The 17,252-nt window shown below is 32.3% G+C and carries 20 protein-coding genes and 1 pseudogene; 18 read left to right on the top strand and 3 right to left on the bottom strand.

All coding sequences use genetic code 11. The features are described from left to right. Window positions 1–326: 326 nt before the first annotated feature. Window positions 327–791 (bottom strand): MarR family winged helix-turn-helix transcriptional regulator, encoded by a 465-nt coding sequence (locus tag NFR82_RS08330; protein WP_251717828.1) that lies wholly within the window; start codon window positions 789–791, stop codon window positions 327–329. Between the two features lie 190 nt (window positions 792–981). Between NFR82_RS08330 and NFR82_RS08325 the strand changes: the two genes are divergently transcribed. Genes NFR82_RS08325 through NFR82_RS08310 form a run of 4 tightly spaced genes read left to right on the top strand, consistent with a single transcriptional unit; the run spans window position 982 to window position 5,618 of the window. Beyond that, a complete protein-coding gene (locus tag NFR82_RS08325) occupies window positions 982–1,893 on the top strand; it encodes an AvrD family protein (protein ID WP_251717827.1) in 912 nt (303 codons plus the stop codon). Continuing rightward, window positions 1,880–2,656, top strand: a complete 777-nt coding sequence (locus NFR82_RS08320) for an ATP/GTP-binding protein (RefSeq protein ID WP_251717826.1) — start codon at window positions 1,880–1,882, stop codon at window positions 2,654–2,656. The genes NFR82_RS08325 and NFR82_RS08320 overlap by 14 nt, the downstream gene beginning before the upstream one ends. A gap of 16 nt (window positions 2,657–2,672) precedes the next feature. Further along, window positions 2,673–3,362 carry an ABC transporter ATP-binding protein gene (locus NFR82_RS08315; protein ID WP_251717825.1) on the top strand — a complete coding sequence of 230 codons (690 nt, stop codon included), beginning with the start codon at window positions 2,673–2,675 and terminating at the stop codon, window positions 3,360–3,362. Window positions 3,363–3,365: 3 nt separating this feature from the next. Beyond that, window positions 3,366–5,618, top strand: a complete 2,253-nt coding sequence (locus NFR82_RS08310; protein ID WP_251717824.1) for an ABC transporter permease — start codon at window positions 3,366–3,368, stop codon at window positions 5,616–5,618. A gap of 62 nt (window positions 5,619–5,680) precedes the next feature. On the opposite strand, the gene NFR82_RS08305 is transcribed toward NFR82_RS08310, so the two are convergent. Beyond that, window positions 5,681–6,358, bottom strand: coding sequence for a hypothetical protein (locus tag NFR82_RS08305; protein ID WP_251717823.1), 678 nt, complete (start codon window positions 6,356–6,358; stop codon window positions 5,681–5,683). A gap of 375 nt (window positions 6,359–6,733) precedes the next feature. Between NFR82_RS08305 and NFR82_RS08300 the strand changes: the two genes are divergently transcribed. The 9 genes and pseudogenes from NFR82_RS08300 (at window position 6,734) to NFR82_RS08260 (ending at window position 12,581) form a co-directional block, all read left to right on the top strand. Then, on the top strand, window positions 6,734–7,081 hold the full coding sequence (locus tag NFR82_RS08300; RefSeq protein ID WP_251717822.1) for a hypothetical protein: 348 nt from the start codon (window positions 6,734–6,736) through the stop codon (window positions 7,079–7,081). After that, window positions 7,059–8,198, top strand: a complete 1,140-nt coding sequence (locus NFR82_RS08295) for a P-loop NTPase family protein (protein ID WP_251717821.1) — start codon at window positions 7,059–7,061, stop codon at window positions 8,196–8,198. The genes NFR82_RS08300 and NFR82_RS08295 overlap by 23 nt, the downstream gene beginning before the upstream one ends. 17 nt (window positions 8,199–8,215) lie before the next feature. Next, on the top strand, window positions 8,216–8,629 hold the full coding sequence (locus NFR82_RS08290; RefSeq protein ID WP_251717820.1) for a hypothetical protein: 414 nt from the start codon (window positions 8,216–8,218) through the stop codon (window positions 8,627–8,629). A 214-nt stretch (window positions 8,630–8,843) separates the two neighbouring features. Continuing rightward, complete coding sequence (locus tag NFR82_RS08285; protein WP_251717819.1) at window positions 8,844–9,860, top strand: Rep family protein; 1,017 nt, start codon at window positions 8,844–8,846, stop codon at window positions 9,858–9,860. Continuing rightward, the gene (locus NFR82_RS08280) at window positions 9,847–10,044 is read left to right on the top strand and encodes a helix-turn-helix transcriptional regulator (protein WP_251717818.1); all 198 of its coding nucleotides are present in this window, start codon (window positions 9,847–9,849) and stop codon (window positions 10,042–10,044) included. The genes NFR82_RS08285 and NFR82_RS08280 overlap by 14 nt, the downstream gene beginning before the upstream one ends. A gap of 55 nt (window positions 10,045–10,099) precedes the next feature. Beyond that, a complete protein-coding gene (locus tag NFR82_RS08275) occupies window positions 10,100–11,299 on the top strand; it encodes a tyrosine-type recombinase/integrase (protein WP_251717817.1) in 1,200 nt (399 codons plus the stop codon). A 252-nt stretch (window positions 11,300–11,551) separates the two neighbouring features. Next, a pseudogene (locus tag NFR82_RS08270) lies at window positions 11,552–11,737 on the top strand (helix-turn-helix transcriptional regulator); the annotation flags it as partial. Window positions 11,738–11,746: 9 nt separating this feature from the next. After that, window positions 11,747–12,043 carry a bacteriocin immunity protein gene (locus tag NFR82_RS08265; RefSeq protein ID WP_251717829.1) on the top strand — a complete coding sequence of 99 codons (297 nt, stop codon included), beginning with the start codon at window positions 11,747–11,749 and terminating at the stop codon, window positions 12,041–12,043. A 22-nt stretch (window positions 12,044–12,065) separates the two neighbouring features. Then, window positions 12,066–12,581: a DUF3278 domain-containing protein gene (locus NFR82_RS08260; protein ID WP_251717816.1), complete on the top strand. Its 516-nt coding sequence runs from the start codon at window positions 12,066–12,068 to the stop codon at window positions 12,579–12,581. A gap of 134 nt (window positions 12,582–12,715) precedes the next feature. On the opposite strand, the gene NFR82_RS08255 is transcribed toward NFR82_RS08260, so the two are convergent. Then, window positions 12,716–13,540, bottom strand: coding sequence for an AAC(3) family N-acetyltransferase (locus tag NFR82_RS08255; RefSeq protein WP_251717815.1), 825 nt, complete (start codon window positions 13,538–13,540; stop codon window positions 12,716–12,718). A 633-nt stretch (window positions 13,541–14,173) separates the two neighbouring features. Between NFR82_RS08255 and NFR82_RS08250 the strand changes: the two genes are divergently transcribed. The 5 genes from NFR82_RS08250 to NFR82_RS08235 all read left to right on the top strand — a co-directional run bounded on the left by NFR82_RS08250 (window position 14,174) and on the right by NFR82_RS08235 (window position 17,121). After that, window positions 14,174–14,935: a nucleoside phosphorylase gene (locus NFR82_RS08250; RefSeq protein ID WP_251717814.1), complete on the top strand. Its 762-nt coding sequence runs from the start codon at window positions 14,174–14,176 to the stop codon at window positions 14,933–14,935. A gap of 533 nt (window positions 14,936–15,468) precedes the next feature. Continuing rightward, window positions 15,469–15,597 (top strand): nitroreductase family protein, encoded by a 129-nt coding sequence (locus tag NFR82_RS08870; RefSeq protein ID WP_277612437.1) that lies wholly within the window; start codon window positions 15,469–15,471, stop codon window positions 15,595–15,597. Window positions 15,598–15,634: 37 nt separating this feature from the next. Next, window positions 15,635–16,273: an NAD(P)H-binding protein gene (locus NFR82_RS08245; protein ID WP_251717813.1), complete on the top strand. Its 639-nt coding sequence runs from the start codon at window positions 15,635–15,637 to the stop codon at window positions 16,271–16,273. Window positions 16,274–16,416: 143 nt separating this feature from the next. Then, the gene (locus NFR82_RS08240; protein ID WP_251717812.1) at window positions 16,417–16,713 is read left to right on the top strand and encodes a bacteriocin immunity protein; all 297 of its coding nucleotides are present in this window, start codon (window positions 16,417–16,419) and stop codon (window positions 16,711–16,713) included. 48 nt (window positions 16,714–16,761) lie between these two features. Next, window positions 16,762–17,121, top strand: coding sequence for a hypothetical protein (locus NFR82_RS08235; RefSeq protein WP_251717811.1), 360 nt, complete (start codon window positions 16,762–16,764; stop codon window positions 17,119–17,121). The last annotated feature ends 131 nt before the right edge of the window (window positions 17,122–17,252 follow it).

Raw genomic sequence — 17,252 nt, 5'->3', positions numbered from 1 at the left:
CCTATTTTGATTAAATAAATAATTAAAAAATCAATTTGCGAGAAAGAACTATTTACACAAAAGATTTGACAGTCTCGTAAATTTTATTCATCGTCTTTTTGTTTTGTTCTCAAAATTAATATTTGAATATTAAGTATATTAATTATTCTAGTTTCAATTTGCCATTCTTTAGTTAATTCTGATCTTAAAGCAATGCCATTAACAACACTTAATAAAATAGTTGTATCCCAATTATAGCAGAAAAGGATTGATATTAGGTACTTTGCATCTGCATTTTTATGTGCGAAAAGTGAAACATTATAGTAGCCTTTTTATTGAATATATTTTTATTTCTTTATGTCATATCTTCTATGTATTTTAGAAAGACTGTCTGTTCCCTGTAAGTATTCACTGAGAATATCTATTAATTCGTTTACTTGATTTGAATTATGGATCTTTTTTTCAATAATCTTATTAAACTTTTCATTAGCAGCCTTTATTTCAGGAATTAATTTTTTCCCTTGGGCAGTTAATTCAATTAAGCTAACTCTTTTATCTGTTTCATCAACTTTTTTTATCAATAAATTCTTTTTAATTAATGATTGTACTAGTCTACTAGGGGATTTTTTTTCACAAATTAGTAAATTTCCTAATTCTTTCACTGACATTGCACCATATGAATTTAGTATAGTTATTACTTCAACTTGATTTGATGTCAATTCTAAATCTTTAAGTAAATTATTAAAAACATATAATGATTCACGTTCACAACTTTTGATTAAAAATCTTAAAATCTCAATTTTTTTGTCCATTTATCACACACTCTCTAAACGTATTTCTTGTAGGAATAATTTTATATTACTAATTTGGTTGATGCAATTCTATACTAAAAAAACTATTGACACCAAAAAATGCATGACATATCATACATTACATAAAATACATGACATGTCATGTATTTTAAAAATGGAAGTAACTATTGGATTAAAAAAGGGGATAAAAATGAACATAAATGAAATTCTAGGCGAATATGATACTAGATATTTTGGAGCTGGACACAAAAATACAGAATATTTAATTAAAGATATTCATAAAGGAGAAACTAGTTCATATCAAGCTAATGCCACCGTAAATATTGCAAAAAAGAATTGGTCTATTAAAGGTGGAAAAATTATGAAAGCACACCTCAGTACTATTGATGCTTTAGTATTGAGTTGCTTAATGGTAGAAAAGTCGTTAACAAATATTAATTTGGATAAATTTTATGTTCACAAATTTGAGATTAGAGCTGGTAACTCAGCGATTGAGAATTTAAGTAAAATTCTGATAACGCTTAAGGATTTAAAAATTAATGATCAACAGATAAGCTGCCAAGTTGATGTAAACCAGATGAAAGTTAAATTAATGCTCAGGCAAAGCAGTAATGTATCTTTGGAACAGTTAGGCGAAAATAATTATATAAGTAATCATTTTAAGGATTCTATTTTAGAAATTAATAATATCCATTATATTAGTCAGTCAGCTTTAAGCACTGAAGTGACCAAAAAGCTCGAAAAACAAAAGAAATATCATGGATTAGGAAGTTGTAATCAAAATAGAATATCAATTGTAGAGTGGCTGGTCGTTTTTTCTCAATTAGGAGAAGTAATGGCATACCATTTTGATAATTTGAAGAGATCCGAATCAAAAAATTTATGGATGAAAAATGTTAAAGTGACATTTAACGAAGAGGGCAAGGAAAAACAACCTGTTAGAACTGTCAGTGAAATTACTAATGCTTCTTTAGTAACTATGAAGGGAAATAGGTGGAGAGTAATTAACGCTAAAGGCTCAGATATTAATAATTCGTTTTATATTGAAGCTAAAATAGCTCATCAATTACCTATGGAGGATGAAAAAGATGGTGAAAAATAAAAAACATTTTGTAATATCTGGTACATATTCAACCGGAAAAACAACCCTTACTACTGCTTTATCAAATTTAACAGGCATTCCTTTAATAAATGCTTTGTCAGCAAGAGAAATATTAACAGATTTATATCCAGGTAGACGTTTTCAAGATATGACTGCATCTGAACTTATGGCACTTGGACTTAAAAGATTTGAAGAAAGAATACGTGCAGAAGAACAAGCTGTAGAGCAAAAAAAGGGCTTTATTTCAGATGGGTCAGTACTTAATGAATGGATTTATGGAACAGTAAGAATGAAGGTGGGTATTAATCCAGGTTCTACTTGGCCTCACAGAGTGGCAAAAGCTATTACTGGTATGCCCTCTAAGCCTTTTATGAAGAAGTATTTAAATAGTTATGGAACAGTTGCTAAAGCTCATGCAAAAGAATGGTATACAGACATTATTCATTTACCAATAGAGTTTCCTATGGATCCTGATGGTCACAGACCAGTATCTGAAAAATATAGAACGTTGTCGGATATGGAGGTTATTAAATCATTTAAGGAATTAGGTTTTAAACCTTTTATTGTTAGAGGTTCCATTCAACAGCGTTTAGAAAAGATAGTTCAGCATTATGATTTATCAGTTGTCATGGATGTTGATGAAGCAATTGAAAAAGCGCAGGAACAAATAAAGACTAATCGTGAAGCGGTATCTAAGAGAATTATTGAGCAATATCATGAACCGACTTTGAAAGAAAAGATTAAGTTAATGACTAAATATTAAAAGGAAAGTTGATCTAATGATTGAATTTGAAAAAATTGATAAAGAATATCACGTTGGTGACCAAGTAGTGAAGGCTCTTCATGAAGTAAGTTTTAAGATAGAACAAGGAAAATTAACGATAATTTTAGGACCATCTGGTTCAGGAAAAAGTACGTTGTTAAATATTTTAGGTGGTATGGATAGACCAACTAGAGGGACAGTTAAGTTTAATGATCAATTAGTTTCTAGGCTAAATGATCATGAATTAACGAATTATAGAAGAAAAGCAGTTGGCTTTGTTTTTCAATTTTATAATTTGATTCCGAGTTTAACTGCACTAGAAAATGTTGCAATTGCGGCTCAATTAAATAATAACGATCATCAGGCAGAAGGTTACTTAAGGCAAGTTGGATTGTCTGAGCGGTTAAATAATTTTCCTAACCAAATGTCTGGCGGTGAAATGCAAAGAGTTTCAATTGCAAGAGCTTTATCAAAAAAGCCCGAATTACTATTATGTGATGAACCTACTGGAGCTTTAGATTCAAAAACTAGCATAAAAATTATGAAAATACTGCAGGATATTTCTAAATCAAATGAAACTGCAGTAGTAATGGTTACGCATAATCCAAAATTTGAACAGTATGCAGATCACGTTATTAGGCTAAAAGATGGTCAGATAGAAAAGATATATGATAATAAAAGCCCAAAAATTGTGGAGAAAATTTAACAAATGAAATTATTAAATCGCAAATTATTTCGAGATATAAGCCATAATTGGACTCAATTTATGTCGGTCTTTTTAATGGCTGCACTTTCTATTATTGTATTTGTCGGCTTACAAGGGGCATGGCATGGATTACAGGAAAGTTTAAACAGTTATTTAACAGAAAATCGTTTACCTAATTATTGGATTCAAGGAAGTTATATTACTAAAGATGATAAAAATAAGTTAAAGGCTATTTCAGGTATAAAGAAAGTAAGATCTGGAACTAGGTTACAAGTTAAACAAGATAAACATCATCTAATTATCGATTCATTTCAAAAACCATTAATTAAGTTACATCGTGTAAAAGGAGACAAATACAATAGTCAGAGTGGCGATGGAATATGGATTAATAAAGAATATGCTAGAGATCATTCTTTAAAAATCGGAGATAATGTGTCAGTGACATATGCAAACCAAAAATTTCATTTAAAAGTAGAAGGCATTATCCAAAGTCCTAGCCGGATATATTTCACTGGAACACAAGAATTTATTGCTCCTAACTATGCTAATTATGGTTATGCTTATGTTTCACCTAAGACTTTAAAAAAGGTGTTCAATTATAAAGGACCTCAAAATATTGTTGAGATTGATGGAAAGCATAATAATTTAAGAAAAGAAGTAGAAAAAATATTTGGCGCTAGATTACTAACATATTATAATCAGCAAACCTTACCAGATGTTTCTACAGCAACAGAGAGAGTTGGAGAAATTAAAAATCTTTCGTATTTGTTCTCCTTTATTTTCCTTTTGTTGGCAATTTTAGCAATGTATACTACGATTAGGCGACTGATTACTAGCCAAACTGAGGAAATAGCCACTTTGAAGGCCTTAGGATTTTCAAGTTTTAAAATTCAAATCCATTATGCAAGTTTTGGGTTGCTAGTAGGAGGTCTTGGGACAATTATTGGTGCCTTAGTGGCTCCACTAATTTCTTGGTATGTTTTATCATCACAAAAGAGTATGTTTTCTCTTCCTAATTGGCAGATTTCATATAATTTTTCTGCCTGGATGGTAATGATATTAGTCATTTTTATTTGTGTTTTCTCTGCATATTTAGCAGCTAGGAGTGGATCAAAAGGGTTACCAGCTATTTATTTACGAGGAATTGAAGAAACAAAAGCAAGAAAGATATGGCTTGAGCACTGGAAAAATTTGTGGAAACATTTACCGTATTCTGGACGCTGGGCTATTAGAGATGCTTTTATAAATCGCACAAGGACATTAATGGGAATTATTGGCGTAGCCGGTGGCATGATGTTGACAATTGCTGGAATCGGTATGCCACAGTCAATGACACATCTAGTAGATAAAGCATATAATACAGATTTTTCATATAATAAACGACTGTATGTTAATAATTATGAATCATATCGGAAGGCGCATCCTCAAGCTAAGCAATGGGTACAAATTAGTCAAGCTCATTTTTCACCTGATGATGGCTATAATAGATTATTAATTGTAGTTAATAAAGGTGATTACGTTAACATGAAAACAACCACGGGTGGAGATATTCAGAATGGTGGCTTGTATGTGACTCATGGATTTGCCAAGAGAGCAGGTATCAAAAAAGGCGACAATTTAAAAGTTAAAACTTTTGGAAGTAACAAGCAATATTCTTTCAAAGTTAAAGGTATTATTGCTACAGAAACTAATCAAGGAGCCTATATAACTGCTCATACTTGGCAAAAAGCTAAAGGATTTTACCAGCCAACTACATTATTAGTTGGCAAGAATTATAAATACCATAAACAAGATATTAATTCGACGATTTCTATTAATGAACAAAAAAAGAATGCATATAATTTTGTAAATAGTCTAATGAGTATTTTTGCTTTAATTATTGTATTTGGTGCATTGTTAATCATTATTGTTCTTTATAATTTAGGATCATTAAGCTTCGTCGAGAGAACGAGAGATTATGCAACTTTGCGTGTACTTGGAATACATAAAAAAGAGTTACGTATATTAACGCTCATTGAGAATTTAATTACTACGTTTATTGGTTGGTTAATAGGTATACCAGCTGGAATATGGTTCTTAGGACAGTATGTTAATACATTTTCAACTATTAATTTGGAATATACAAGATATTACAACTGGGAAACCATTTTAATTGCATCTCTGTTTGTATGGATTTGTTCATTATCAACTACTTTATTTATTAGTCGTAGAATTAAGAAAATTGATATGGTCCAAGCTTTAAAAGGTGTAGAATAATTAAAAATTACTTACTAAATTAATATTTAAAAATTGGTAAGTGATTTTTCCTTTGTTAAAGTCTAATCAAAAAATTCTTGGTTTCTAATTGCTAGTAGTAAAGTTGTTAGTGCAGTTTTATACATCCCAGTTTGGTTCAACTTGAGTGCTAAATTGATATGTTTCTGTAATCCTACTAATAGCTTCTTTCTATCAACTAACTTGATTAGTTCATTGACATCAACAATATCGCCATACAAAGCTAAATCTAATTTTTGCTTCTTCTCTTGTGTGTTACTGTATAGGTAACCTTGAATCCGTAAGTAGGCAATACATCCAGCAATGTCCTTAAGCGTGACCTTGGAACTGTACGGATTGTTCTTAATGCGGTCAAAGTATCCATTAATGCAATTGGTCTTGAAAGTTTTGAAATCCATTGTAAGTTTTTCGTTGTATACGGTAAAAGCTTCTGCTAACAGATCCTCGGCATCTACAGCCGTTGGAAGAATCAAATTGGCGTAGTTACCTTTCTTACCCGTTAGGAAAATGGAGAGAGCATCTTTGATAATAGGATTAGATGGGTATGATTTACCTGAGTACCAAGCTGCTACGTGTGCATTGGTTAGCTTATCTTGAACAGAGTCAGCTCCTGCTTCTGTTGCAGTAAAGTTACTGTTGATGATATCGGATAATGTTGTAACCAGCTGAGAATTGGTTAGTTGTAGTGATTTTAATTGATCTGAGAGATTGTGCTTGATCATGTTTATTAATCAAGCAAACCGGTTTGCTATATTTCCTTTCCGTTTAATTCGAACGCTCAACTATTAATCTACGCTTAATAATGGCTGGCAAATATTTGCTTTTTAAATGAAAAAATGACATTTTTAGATCGATCTATTCGCATGATATCAAGGTTTTGAGTATGAAACTCATTTTCTCAAGATTTGAGAAAATACGACGTTTAATTGTATTGAAATTCTAGAATTCGAAAATTATTGTAGATAATAATTTGATTTATGAAGTTAAAAAGAGTCGTCCAAATTGGGCGACTCTTTTTTTAATGATCGGATTTAATATTTCATAGAATAAAAATTGTCAAAAGAAATTAATGCTTTATTTAACGAAGGAGAAACAACATGGCATTTAAAATTAAAATGACAGTTAATCAAGCAGTAGAAGGATGTTCAGCCGTAGTAATTGGACTACTTACTCGTAAAGCCAATCCAAATTACCACAACGAAAAAGATGTAAATGAATATCCTAAGACCGTTAGACTTGCAATAACTAATGATCCAGCAGGTGTGAATAATGGTCAGATCATTTCGATTAAAGTAAAGAATGCTGATAACTTAAGTATCGGCCAAGAATTTACGTTTAATTCTAAAACTGGTACTAAGGTTCCAAATGGTGAAATTCACTTCTGGTCAAGAAACGGATTTGTTCAAATTGCAATGAAAGGGGATGGAATTATTGAAGGGAATTAGAACGGCCTTATGCGATTATATTACTCAAATTGTTGATGCTAGATTGGCAGTTGAAGTAAATGATCAAAGTAGTATAAGTCATTCTTATGCATTCCTTGAAGAGCAGTCTGGAAGAGGACTGCTCTTTGTTCTTAGATATCCGAGTGGAATGAAGTTGGATGCTAAAACTTACTTTGATTTATACGATATTATCGCTCCAGCAATTTCAAAAGAAAAAACGTTAATTCGTCCATTAACTTTTCAATTAGTACAAATTGATGATATGCCAATTGAAACTTCTGTTGGATTTTTCTTTCCCTGGCGAAATGGTAGAGCTACAAGATTGATCGGTTCAATAAATGATGTATTAAGAGGATATAATCTTAATAAAGAAACACCAATTATGAAGGGAATGGCTGCTAAAAATACCGTTAGAACTTATCTCGTTACTGGGACGACTGGCTCGGGTAAGACGGAGGCATTCAAATACTTCGAACAAGTATTTTCAAGAACTACTAATCGTAGTGGTAGTAAACCAGCTAAGGTAATTATTTTCGATAGTAAAAAAGGTGCAGGAAGTAGATGGGCGAAAAGAAATAATCCTGAGATTGAATTAGTTGTGCCAAAGGATGGAGATAGACCTGAGGACTTCATCCCACGGTGTAATCAAAGGTTAGAGCAAATTGTTTCTGAAATGAATCATAGACAGGAACAACTGTATCAATTTTCAAATCGAGTAACTACTGATGCCAGTGAGTTAGATGTACCACCAATTTGGGTTATGTTTGAAGAATTCGAGGGAGTCACCTTGGGCTTATCGCCACGATCTTCACAGGTTCAAGATCTTTATCGGCTTATAACTCTTATTGCCCTTTTAGGACGAGAAAGTTTGGTGGGATTGTGTATAACTTCACAAATTGCCAGAAATGATGTAATTCCAATTCCGATCCGAAGCCAGATGTTAGTTAAGGTTTTACTAGGAGTCATTGACTCAACGTCTACAACTTATTTATTTGGCGATCTAAGTGATGATATTCCACTCCCAATGGGTGGAAAAGGTAGTGGAATTATTTCAATCAATGATGGTTACCATTATGGAATTGAACCAGTTGAAATGCCAACAATTTATGAAAGGTGATAAGGATGTTATTCGTTTTGTTACTTGCTATTTTAATTTTTATTCTTTGTAAGTATGTTTTTAATTTTGGACAAAGTAAAGAAACAGCTCTGTCTAACGCAATTAGACGAACTTCCTATGACTTAGATTATATTGATAAGGAAGCAAACATTATTGCTCTAGGTGCCAATGTAATTACGCGTGGTCATAAAGTTATTATTGAAATTCCAACACGAGGATTATGGCAGTTTGCGACTAATTCTCAAGTTGCTCAATGCTTGATGGATAGAGTAAATAGTAAAGAATTCAAAAGATTTCTAGACCTCAATTATAAGGGAGTAGTTTTCTCCAAACCTACTTTTGAACAAAATAAGATAGTAATCATAGGTAGTAAATCAAATTTTAGCCACCGCTTTGGGTCCTTAGACCCAAGGAGCGAGTGGCACAGGTAAAAGTAAGAAAAAATATAAAAAAGTGTGTAATCCCGTGTCAAGAAGCGATATGTAAGCATTTCTGGGCTTGTTATTAGAAATGCGTAAAGTGTGTTTTTTAAATAAAAAAGCAATAAAAGAATAGCAGCACCCAATTTGGGCGCTGCTATTTTTAGCTAAAAAATACCAAATTATTATGATGAAAATATAGCTGAAACGAAAGGAGCCAATACAAATGGCAGAAAAAGTACAAGCTCGTCAATTAATGATGGTACAAGATATTGACAAGTTACCATATGATCCAGCAGAACTAAAGAAAATTGTGACAAGATTGAATGCTAAAGAATGGGCGTACATCGTGCATGATAAGGACAAAAGTGAAAATGGAGGCATAGTAAAGCCACATGTACACTGTGTTCTTAAATTTGAAAATGCTAGGGTTTTGGATAAAGTAGCGAAAACTTTAAAAGTGAAGCCACAATATCTACAAGTATGGTCTGGTCGCATTAATAATGCATACAGTTATTTGATTCACTTGACTAGTGGTGCTGTGGGAAAGCATATCTATGATCCGAAGGAAGTAGTAGCTTCTTTCGACTTTCCAAAAAGAATTTCTGAAATCACCAATAAAGTTTCAAAACAGGAGATTAAGGATGCGTTGAATATGTATGCTAATGGCGGTCTTTCACTCTTAGAATTAAAGACGAAAATTGGTAATTTAGCTTATGCCAAGAATTTGGATACTATTAAAAAGTTAGATAGTGTTCTTGATAATCAAGCACATAAAGAATGGCTTATATCATTTGAGGGACAGCAAATGACAGTCGATTGGTACTTTGGTAAGGCTGGTATAGGTAAGACTAGATTGGCTCTTAAGGAAGCTAAAGAATCTGGCAAGCAATACTGTGTATTAGGTTCATCTAATGATTATTTCCAAGATTACAATGCTCAAGATCATGTAGTAATTCTTGATGAGTTACGTCCAAATGATTTGAAGTATGGTGATCTACTTAAGATTATGGATCCTTATCAGCATGATAAACATGCTCCGCGTAGATATAAAAATGTGGCGTTGAACATTGAAAAGTTGATTATTACAACACCCTATGATCCAGATACTTTTTATAAGAGGACAAAAATATCGGATCGTAAAGTAGATACGGTTGAACAACTCAAACGCAGAATTAGCAATGTTATTGAAGTAACACCAGAATTGGCCAAAAAGGAGTTCGGTAAAAATGACGAAAGATAATATTTTGAATGCCAAAGACTTGATGAGTCAACTTAACATTAGTACTACAAGATTTTATCAATTTCTTCATTATGGTATGCCTTATCATCAAATTGGTAATGGACGTAAGTACTATATTTTAAGTGAAGTAAAAGTTTGGCTAAAAAAAACAGGCTATCATCAAGAAAAAACATGGACTAAATGAGAAGAACCGAGGTAGAATGAGGTTAACCCTTATTCTACTTTTTTGAGGTAGGATAATGATTAAAAAAGTAAATAGAACATCACAAAAAGTGTATTTAGTACGCATTCAACCCCGTGATCCAGTAACAGGTAAACGGATTAACTTACCTGTTAAGTATGCTAGAACCAAGGCAGAAGCTTCTAAAATTGAAAAAATAATGTGGGAAGAGTTTAAGTCTGGTCTTAATCTAGGTGATGGTAGAGCTGTTTTTGCTGAAGAATTTCAAAAATATGTAGATCAACGAGCTAATACTATTAGCCCTGTTACTTTGAAGTCTTGGCAAGAATCAGCTAATTCCTTTAAAGGTTATTTTGGTAAAACTAAAGTTAATGGTGTTACTACGCAACTAGTATCAAAGTATGCTCACGACTACGTAGACAAGCACCATGCAACAGTTAGTAAATCGTCAACAATTGCTAAAAGGTTAATTCATATGCGTAATTTCTTTAAGTCAATTGAAGGAAAGAGTATTAAGGAAAATCCAGTTCCAGAGAGTCCATTGAAAGTATTTTTTCGTCAAAGCGATTTTACACTTTCAAAAGATTGGCGGATATTTTCTGACAGCGAGTTAAAAAAGATTAGGAAACTAATTATTGATGATTTAAAGCATAGCTCGGTTATGAATTGGGGTAGTAAACTTGCAATACTAATTGAAAGTTATACAGGGATGCGCGTTGGTGAATTACAAGCTGTAAAGTTCGAAAATATTATTTACGAAAATGATGTATGGACTCTGAAAATTAATAATAGTTGGTCCGATTATATGAATGACTTTACAGGTAGCTTAAAAGCTCGTCCTAAGGGCCATTCAAGAACGGTATTGCCTTTACCTAAAGAGGTAGTAATATTGCTTAAACGCTACAAGGACAAGCAATACAGCTTCCTAAAAGAACATGATTTAGAAAACCAACTAGGGTTAATTTTTGTTAACCTTCATGATTACAAGAGCGTCAATAGTAATCAACCAATTAGGCAAAAAAGTATTAATGATATGTTGAAAGAAATTTGTAGGCGATTGGATATTAAAGCCAATGGTAAGCAAATGAGTTTATATTCTTTTCGACATTCAATTTGTACTCATTTAGCTAATGTCCCTGGCATGTCATTTACTTGGGCTGCTAGTAAGATGGGACATTCCTTACAAATGTTTATGAATACGTATGTTGGTGTGGATCCAAGCATAGATAAGAAAATGACACAACTTTGGGTGAAATAAAGCTGTGTTCCAGCAAATGGAACATTAGTTATACGTGGAACATTTATAAACGCTGATATAAAAGGACCATGATTAGATAACCTAGGGGCTTCTAGTCAGCATTAATAAATTCGTTAAGACATGGTTTAAAAGCCATGTCTTTTTTGTCTAAAAAAATAATTGTCATATATAGTTGACATTTTACAAAAAGAGTCTAATATATATGACAGAAAGATGTTAAATATATATGACATCTTAGAAAAGGATCGATCTATGAATCATGTGAAATATTATCGTAAACAAAAAGGTTTATCACAAAGGGCATTAGCTGATGAAATAGGTGTTGCCAGACAAACAATCAACCTGATTGAAAAGGATAAGTATAACCCTTCTTTAAATTTATGCATAAAATTGGCTAATGCTCTAGGGACAGACCTCAATTCGCTATTTTGGTCTGGAGGCAAAATTATGTCTGAGAAGAAATTGAGTGAAGAAAATTTGGCTTTTAAAAATAAATTGGAAAAGTTAGCTTCTAAGAAGGAAGTTTTGGATAATGCGAAATTAACTAAGTTGTTTGATCAAGCGATTGATCGGATTACTGATAATGAATCGGTTCAATCAGTTGCTTCAAATTTGTATCATGAATTGCAAGCTAATTTTGCCGAAAGTGACTTGCCAAGTTATCTTATCGGTTTTCAGTTAGAAATTGCTAGGTACGCTCAAGTAGCAAGTTCAGGTATGACGATGGGAATTTTTAAGAAATAGTTTTATTGGGAGTTGAGTTATTATGGAAAATAAAAATAGCTTGTTTATTCGTTATATGAAGTATTGGTATGGCATTTATGGCCCACTAGACGAGTATAAGAGATCGGAAGTAGAAAGAATTGGTAACAATGCCTTCTTCATGACCTCTGTCCCAATGGCTTTTGTGATGCTGATAGCAATTATTGTAGATAATTTGTATACAGCATCTCTTGCTTATATCATTATATTATTTGGCTGGATTATTATTGAGTTAACTTCTAATTTTTATATTTCAAAACAATTAAAAAAGCTTAAGTTGCAGGTCTATGAAGTAGAAAATACTCAAATTGCAATTATTAGAAAGAGAATTTGGATTACAAGTTGGATTGCTGGATTAATCTTTAGTGTGTTAATAACAGCATCGCTTATTATGATCTATCATGAAGAAGTACTAAGTTTTTACACATTAATTGAATTTGTATTTTTAACGGTTGGTATGGCATTAATAACTGGTTTCAAAAGAACGAGGCACATTAAAGCTGTGGAAGAGAATGATTAAGCATTAAAAAGAATCATTTAAATTAATTAACCTTGATTTATCAACGTTTTACGAAGATAAGTTAAGGTTAATTTTTGTATAAAGGATATTTACTAAAATAAATAAAGGAAGAGCCTAAAGACTCTTCCTTTTGTTTAATCTATTGCATTATCAAATTGATGATCTTTTTGATCGAACCATTGTCGAGCAAAATCAATTAGTGGTAGTAAATTGATTACTTTAATAATGCCTTTATTTAATTTAAGTGATTTGAATTCATCGGGATATTTCGCTTCAAAAGCTTTACCTAATTCATTGAAATCATCATATGAATCCATGTCTACGTTGCGATATTTAGTCCAAATAGTTTTACCATTTTCGTCGATTCCAGTTGCTGCCGAATCGATTTCGGTTTTGCGATGAATTGTTGATTCAGCGTAGTGGAGCATGGTGCAAGTTTCGTAATCTGTTCCCAAGAAAATCGTCTTACCATTGTTTTGATATAAATAATCAAGTGGGCTATCAATTCCAAATGGCATGTTTAAAGGTTGTTTTTGGGCAATTTTCTTGGCATTTTTACCCCAAATAGCTATTGGCAAATAAGGATGTGTGCTTCTTACAACGTCTGGAAGGTTCCTGAAGTATTCAGGAGTAAGCCCTAATCCTTGAGTTGCAGAAGTTTCTGGATTATAAGGTGGCATTGAATCTCTGATAACTTGAATTAAATCTTCACGAACAGGAGGGTATTCCCAAGTTGCAGGATCACAGTTTGTTGAGACTTCAGACGGCATCATTAAGGTTCCGTCAGCTAAAGTCTCTTCAAGTGCATTAACAATCGTTTCGGCACCGCCTGGTAAATATTGAAATTTACTCATTGCAGTGTGAACCATACAGGAATCTGTGCTTTTAACTCCTAATTCGGTGAAAGCTTCTTTTAAATCACTTTTTGTGACAACAGTTTCGATTAAATTTTCAGACATAATGTATTCCTTTTCTAAAATAAAATGTTATTGGCTTGGTCTGAAAATTACTACTCTTGTTTTAATTTCAGCGTTGTTGATTTTATTCTTTTTATTGCTCATTTTGTGTTTACCTTTCAAATATTTAATAAGGATATTTTAGCATTTATAAATAAAAATTAAAATAAAATGATAATTATGATATACTTTTTCTAACTTCGAAGTTGATATGCTATTATCCATTCTCCTCCGTAGTTGTGAAGTTGTTTTTAGTGAGGAAAGAAAATGAAAAAAATTTTTTTAAAGGTGCTGGCTATTTGTTTGTATCTTTTTTTAATAATTGATAGTGGGTTATATATTTTATATGATTTTAAGGGTATCGATGCTTTACTTAAGCTCTTAGGTGTAAAATCCGTTGTCAGTGTAATCCTTAGGTGGATCATAATTGTACTGACCGTCGCACTTATAGTCAAATCTGATTCGATTTTTGATTATGCATTTAGAAGTTCCGACGATGCAAGTATAAATAAAAAAACAAAGAGCAACTAAGTTAGATGTCATTAAGTTAAGATATTGCCATGATCGACACTTTGAGAATCGAATCTTTTTGATTTAGAGATTTTTCTTTTATTTTATGATTAAAGAGGTGTGACAATGAATGAAGAACCTTTTATTTTAGATTTTGACGAAAATAAACATGCTGTTTTAGATCCTAATCATGATGATTTTCCATTTAAATTTCATTCAAAACTACTTTATGCATTTGTACCTAAGACAAATATAGATGCTTTTTTGGACAATCATTTACATAAAGTTCTAGGAGTATTTGATACAATTTCTTTTCAACCAGCAGTATATGAAGTTGATTTTAATGGAGAAAAAATAAATCTCTGCCAAGCACCATTGGGTGCACCAGCGGCAACTCAATTGTTAGATTGGTTAATTTCATATGGTGTTAAACAAGTTTTGGCTGTTGGTAATGCCGGAGCTTTACAAGATTTACCAGAAAACGAAATGCTGATTCCAAATAAAGCTATTCGTGATGAGGGTACTTCATTTCATTATATGAAACCTGGACAATTTGTTGATTTAAGATCGGAATTTTTGAATAAAATTGAACAAGCTGTTACCGAATTGAATTTGAAATATGATGAAATTACAACTTGGACTACAGATGGATTTTTTAGAGAGACACCTAAAAAAGTAGCACAGTTTAAACAGTTAGGAGCATCTACTGTAGAGATGGAATGTGCCGGAATGGCGGCATGTGCTCAATTTAGAAAAGTAGATTTTGCTCAAATCTTATTTACAGTTGATTCATTAGCCAAGATGGAAGAATATGATGAACGAAACTGGGGAGAAGAATCACATAGCGCAGGCTTAGATATTGGTTCAAAAGTTCTATTAAGAGTTTAAATAAAGAGTAAATTTTCACACGCATTTTTTGAGATCGGAATAATGATCAAAAATAATAAGAGACTCTTATCTACGAGAAAAGTAGGGAAGAGCCTTTTGTTTATTTAAGAAATATTAAGGTGAAGGGGAGAGAAAAATAAAAACCGCCTAAACTTAAAAGTTTAGACAGTTTTCAAAATCGCGAGCAAATGCTACAATGTGATTGTAGCTAATAATCATATTGTTGATCAATTAGGCTGATAACACTTGTCGCTGAGCGCTCTTGATCTTGGTACACTGCGAATGTACCATCAGCCAAGCGCATAAAAGGACTCCTTCAAGTGAGGTCACGACCTTTCATATAAAAATGGCTTGTGCATTGATAGTTTCAGTGCACTTTTTTTATATCAAATAATGTTTTAACTAAAAAATTTATACGGAAATTTGCATGGAAAATAAATAGACATTCACTACTTACATAAAGTAAGCTATACTATTACTTAGTTAATTGCGCATGCAAATAAACTATTGATACAATTCCAGCATATGAGATTGTGAAATATCCAGATTCACTCCAGAAAATTTTAGGCGTTTCTGAAGATAGAATCTTTGCAATGGGAATTGCTATTGGTTATCGTGATGATAGCAAGGTAGTTAATTCATTTAGAACTGCGTTCAGATGAAAATAATATGTTAGAGATCAAAAAATAGGGAGGCAAAATGATGCAAATATTTGTAGCAGGTGGTTCAGGTCGTGTAGCAACTGAGTTGATTAAAGATTTAGTTGCTGATGGAAATACTGTTGTAGCTGGCTCACGTCATGAAGACAATATTATTAAGTTAGATGGCGTAAAGGCTGTTCATATGGATCTTCATGCAGATGTTGATCAAATTGCTGATTTGATGAAGGGTAGTGATGCTGTTTACTTCACAGCTGGCTCACGTGGTAAAGATTTACTCCAAACCGACGCCTTTGGTGCTGTTAAAACTATGCAAGCAGCCAAGAAATTAGGTATTGAAAGATATATTATGCTTAGTTCTATCTTTGCTCTTCAACCTGAAATGTGGAAGATTGAGGGCTTGAATCAAATTATGGATTATAATGTTGCTAAGTTCTTTGCTGACAACTATTTGGTGAACCAAAGTGGACTTAAATACACTATTTTGCAACCAACTAATTTAACTGAAGAACCAGCAATAGGAAAGATTAGTCTGGATGTAAACGGTGTAACAAGTAATCCAATTCCTGATGTAGCTAAGACGTTAGCTGATATTATCAAGCATGATAATACAATTGGAAAAGTAATAATGATGAGAACGGGCAATACGCCGATAAATCAAGCTCTAAGCGATATTTAAATCCCTATTAACGAACACAAAGCATTCTTGATCTAGTCGATTGAGAATGCTTTTTATTGTTAAGATTGTATTTTAGGTTACGGGATGTAAAATAAGGTTACTTAATCAATATAATAAAAATGAATTTAATTGGAGATGTAATTATGTCTTTCAAGAAAGCTAACAAAGAAGAATTAACATTTAAGAATGCGTTAACTGAAATTATCAATGATCCAGCAGTTCAAAAAAATGCTGAATTGGTCAAAGTATTACAGAGCGCAGTAGAAAAAGCTAATAAAAATCAATCAATTCAATCTATTGCCTCTAATTTATCGGTGCAATTGAAATCCAACTTTGCTGAAAAGGAATTACCTGCATCAGTTATTGATCTTCAACTTAAGCTTGAAAGATATACAGCAATAGGCGCTAATGGAATTGTAACTGGAGTTTTTGATTGGTAAGTATTTTATGGCTAAAATTGCAATCGGATTAATATAAAGGAAGAATTTATGTTTAACGGCAGCGTTACTAAAGAAAATAATGCTAATGTAACTAAGATGCTATATGAAGCAGTGCACGAGATGGCTTTGTCACGAGCAGATTCTATTGAACATCCTGTATCCTTAAGCTTATTTTTGTTAGAAATGGGTGTAGATGATCCGAGTGTCGAAGACAAGCTTATTAAAAAATCAGTTGAAATGATTTTTTCTGCAGAAGATCCAATGGAATTAACAACAGAAGATTTTCAAAAGGAATTTAAAAAGATTTCTTCATTAATTAGTGATTCAGGATCAGTAAAGTATATTTTAAGGTGGATAGGATTATATGATGTTCCTAAAGTTTATCCAGTAGCTGTAAATTTAGTATAGAAATTATGTAGTTGCTACACTAATTTCATAAAATATGAAAGTTTAATTGCATTAATGAGACTGTAAAATAGTTTGTGTAAGGATGAATGATTCCTTAAATTTATTTCTTTAAACATTAGAAAAAGGAGTTC

This window comes from Lactobacillus agrestimuris, assembly GCF_943193025.1.
In the GTDB taxonomy this organism is placed as follows: domain Bacteria; phylum Bacillota; class Bacilli; order Lactobacillales; family Lactobacillaceae; genus Lactobacillus; species Lactobacillus agrestimuris.
Note: the sequence above shows the minus strand (reverse complement) of the source record. Positions and strands in the feature narration are given on the sequence as shown.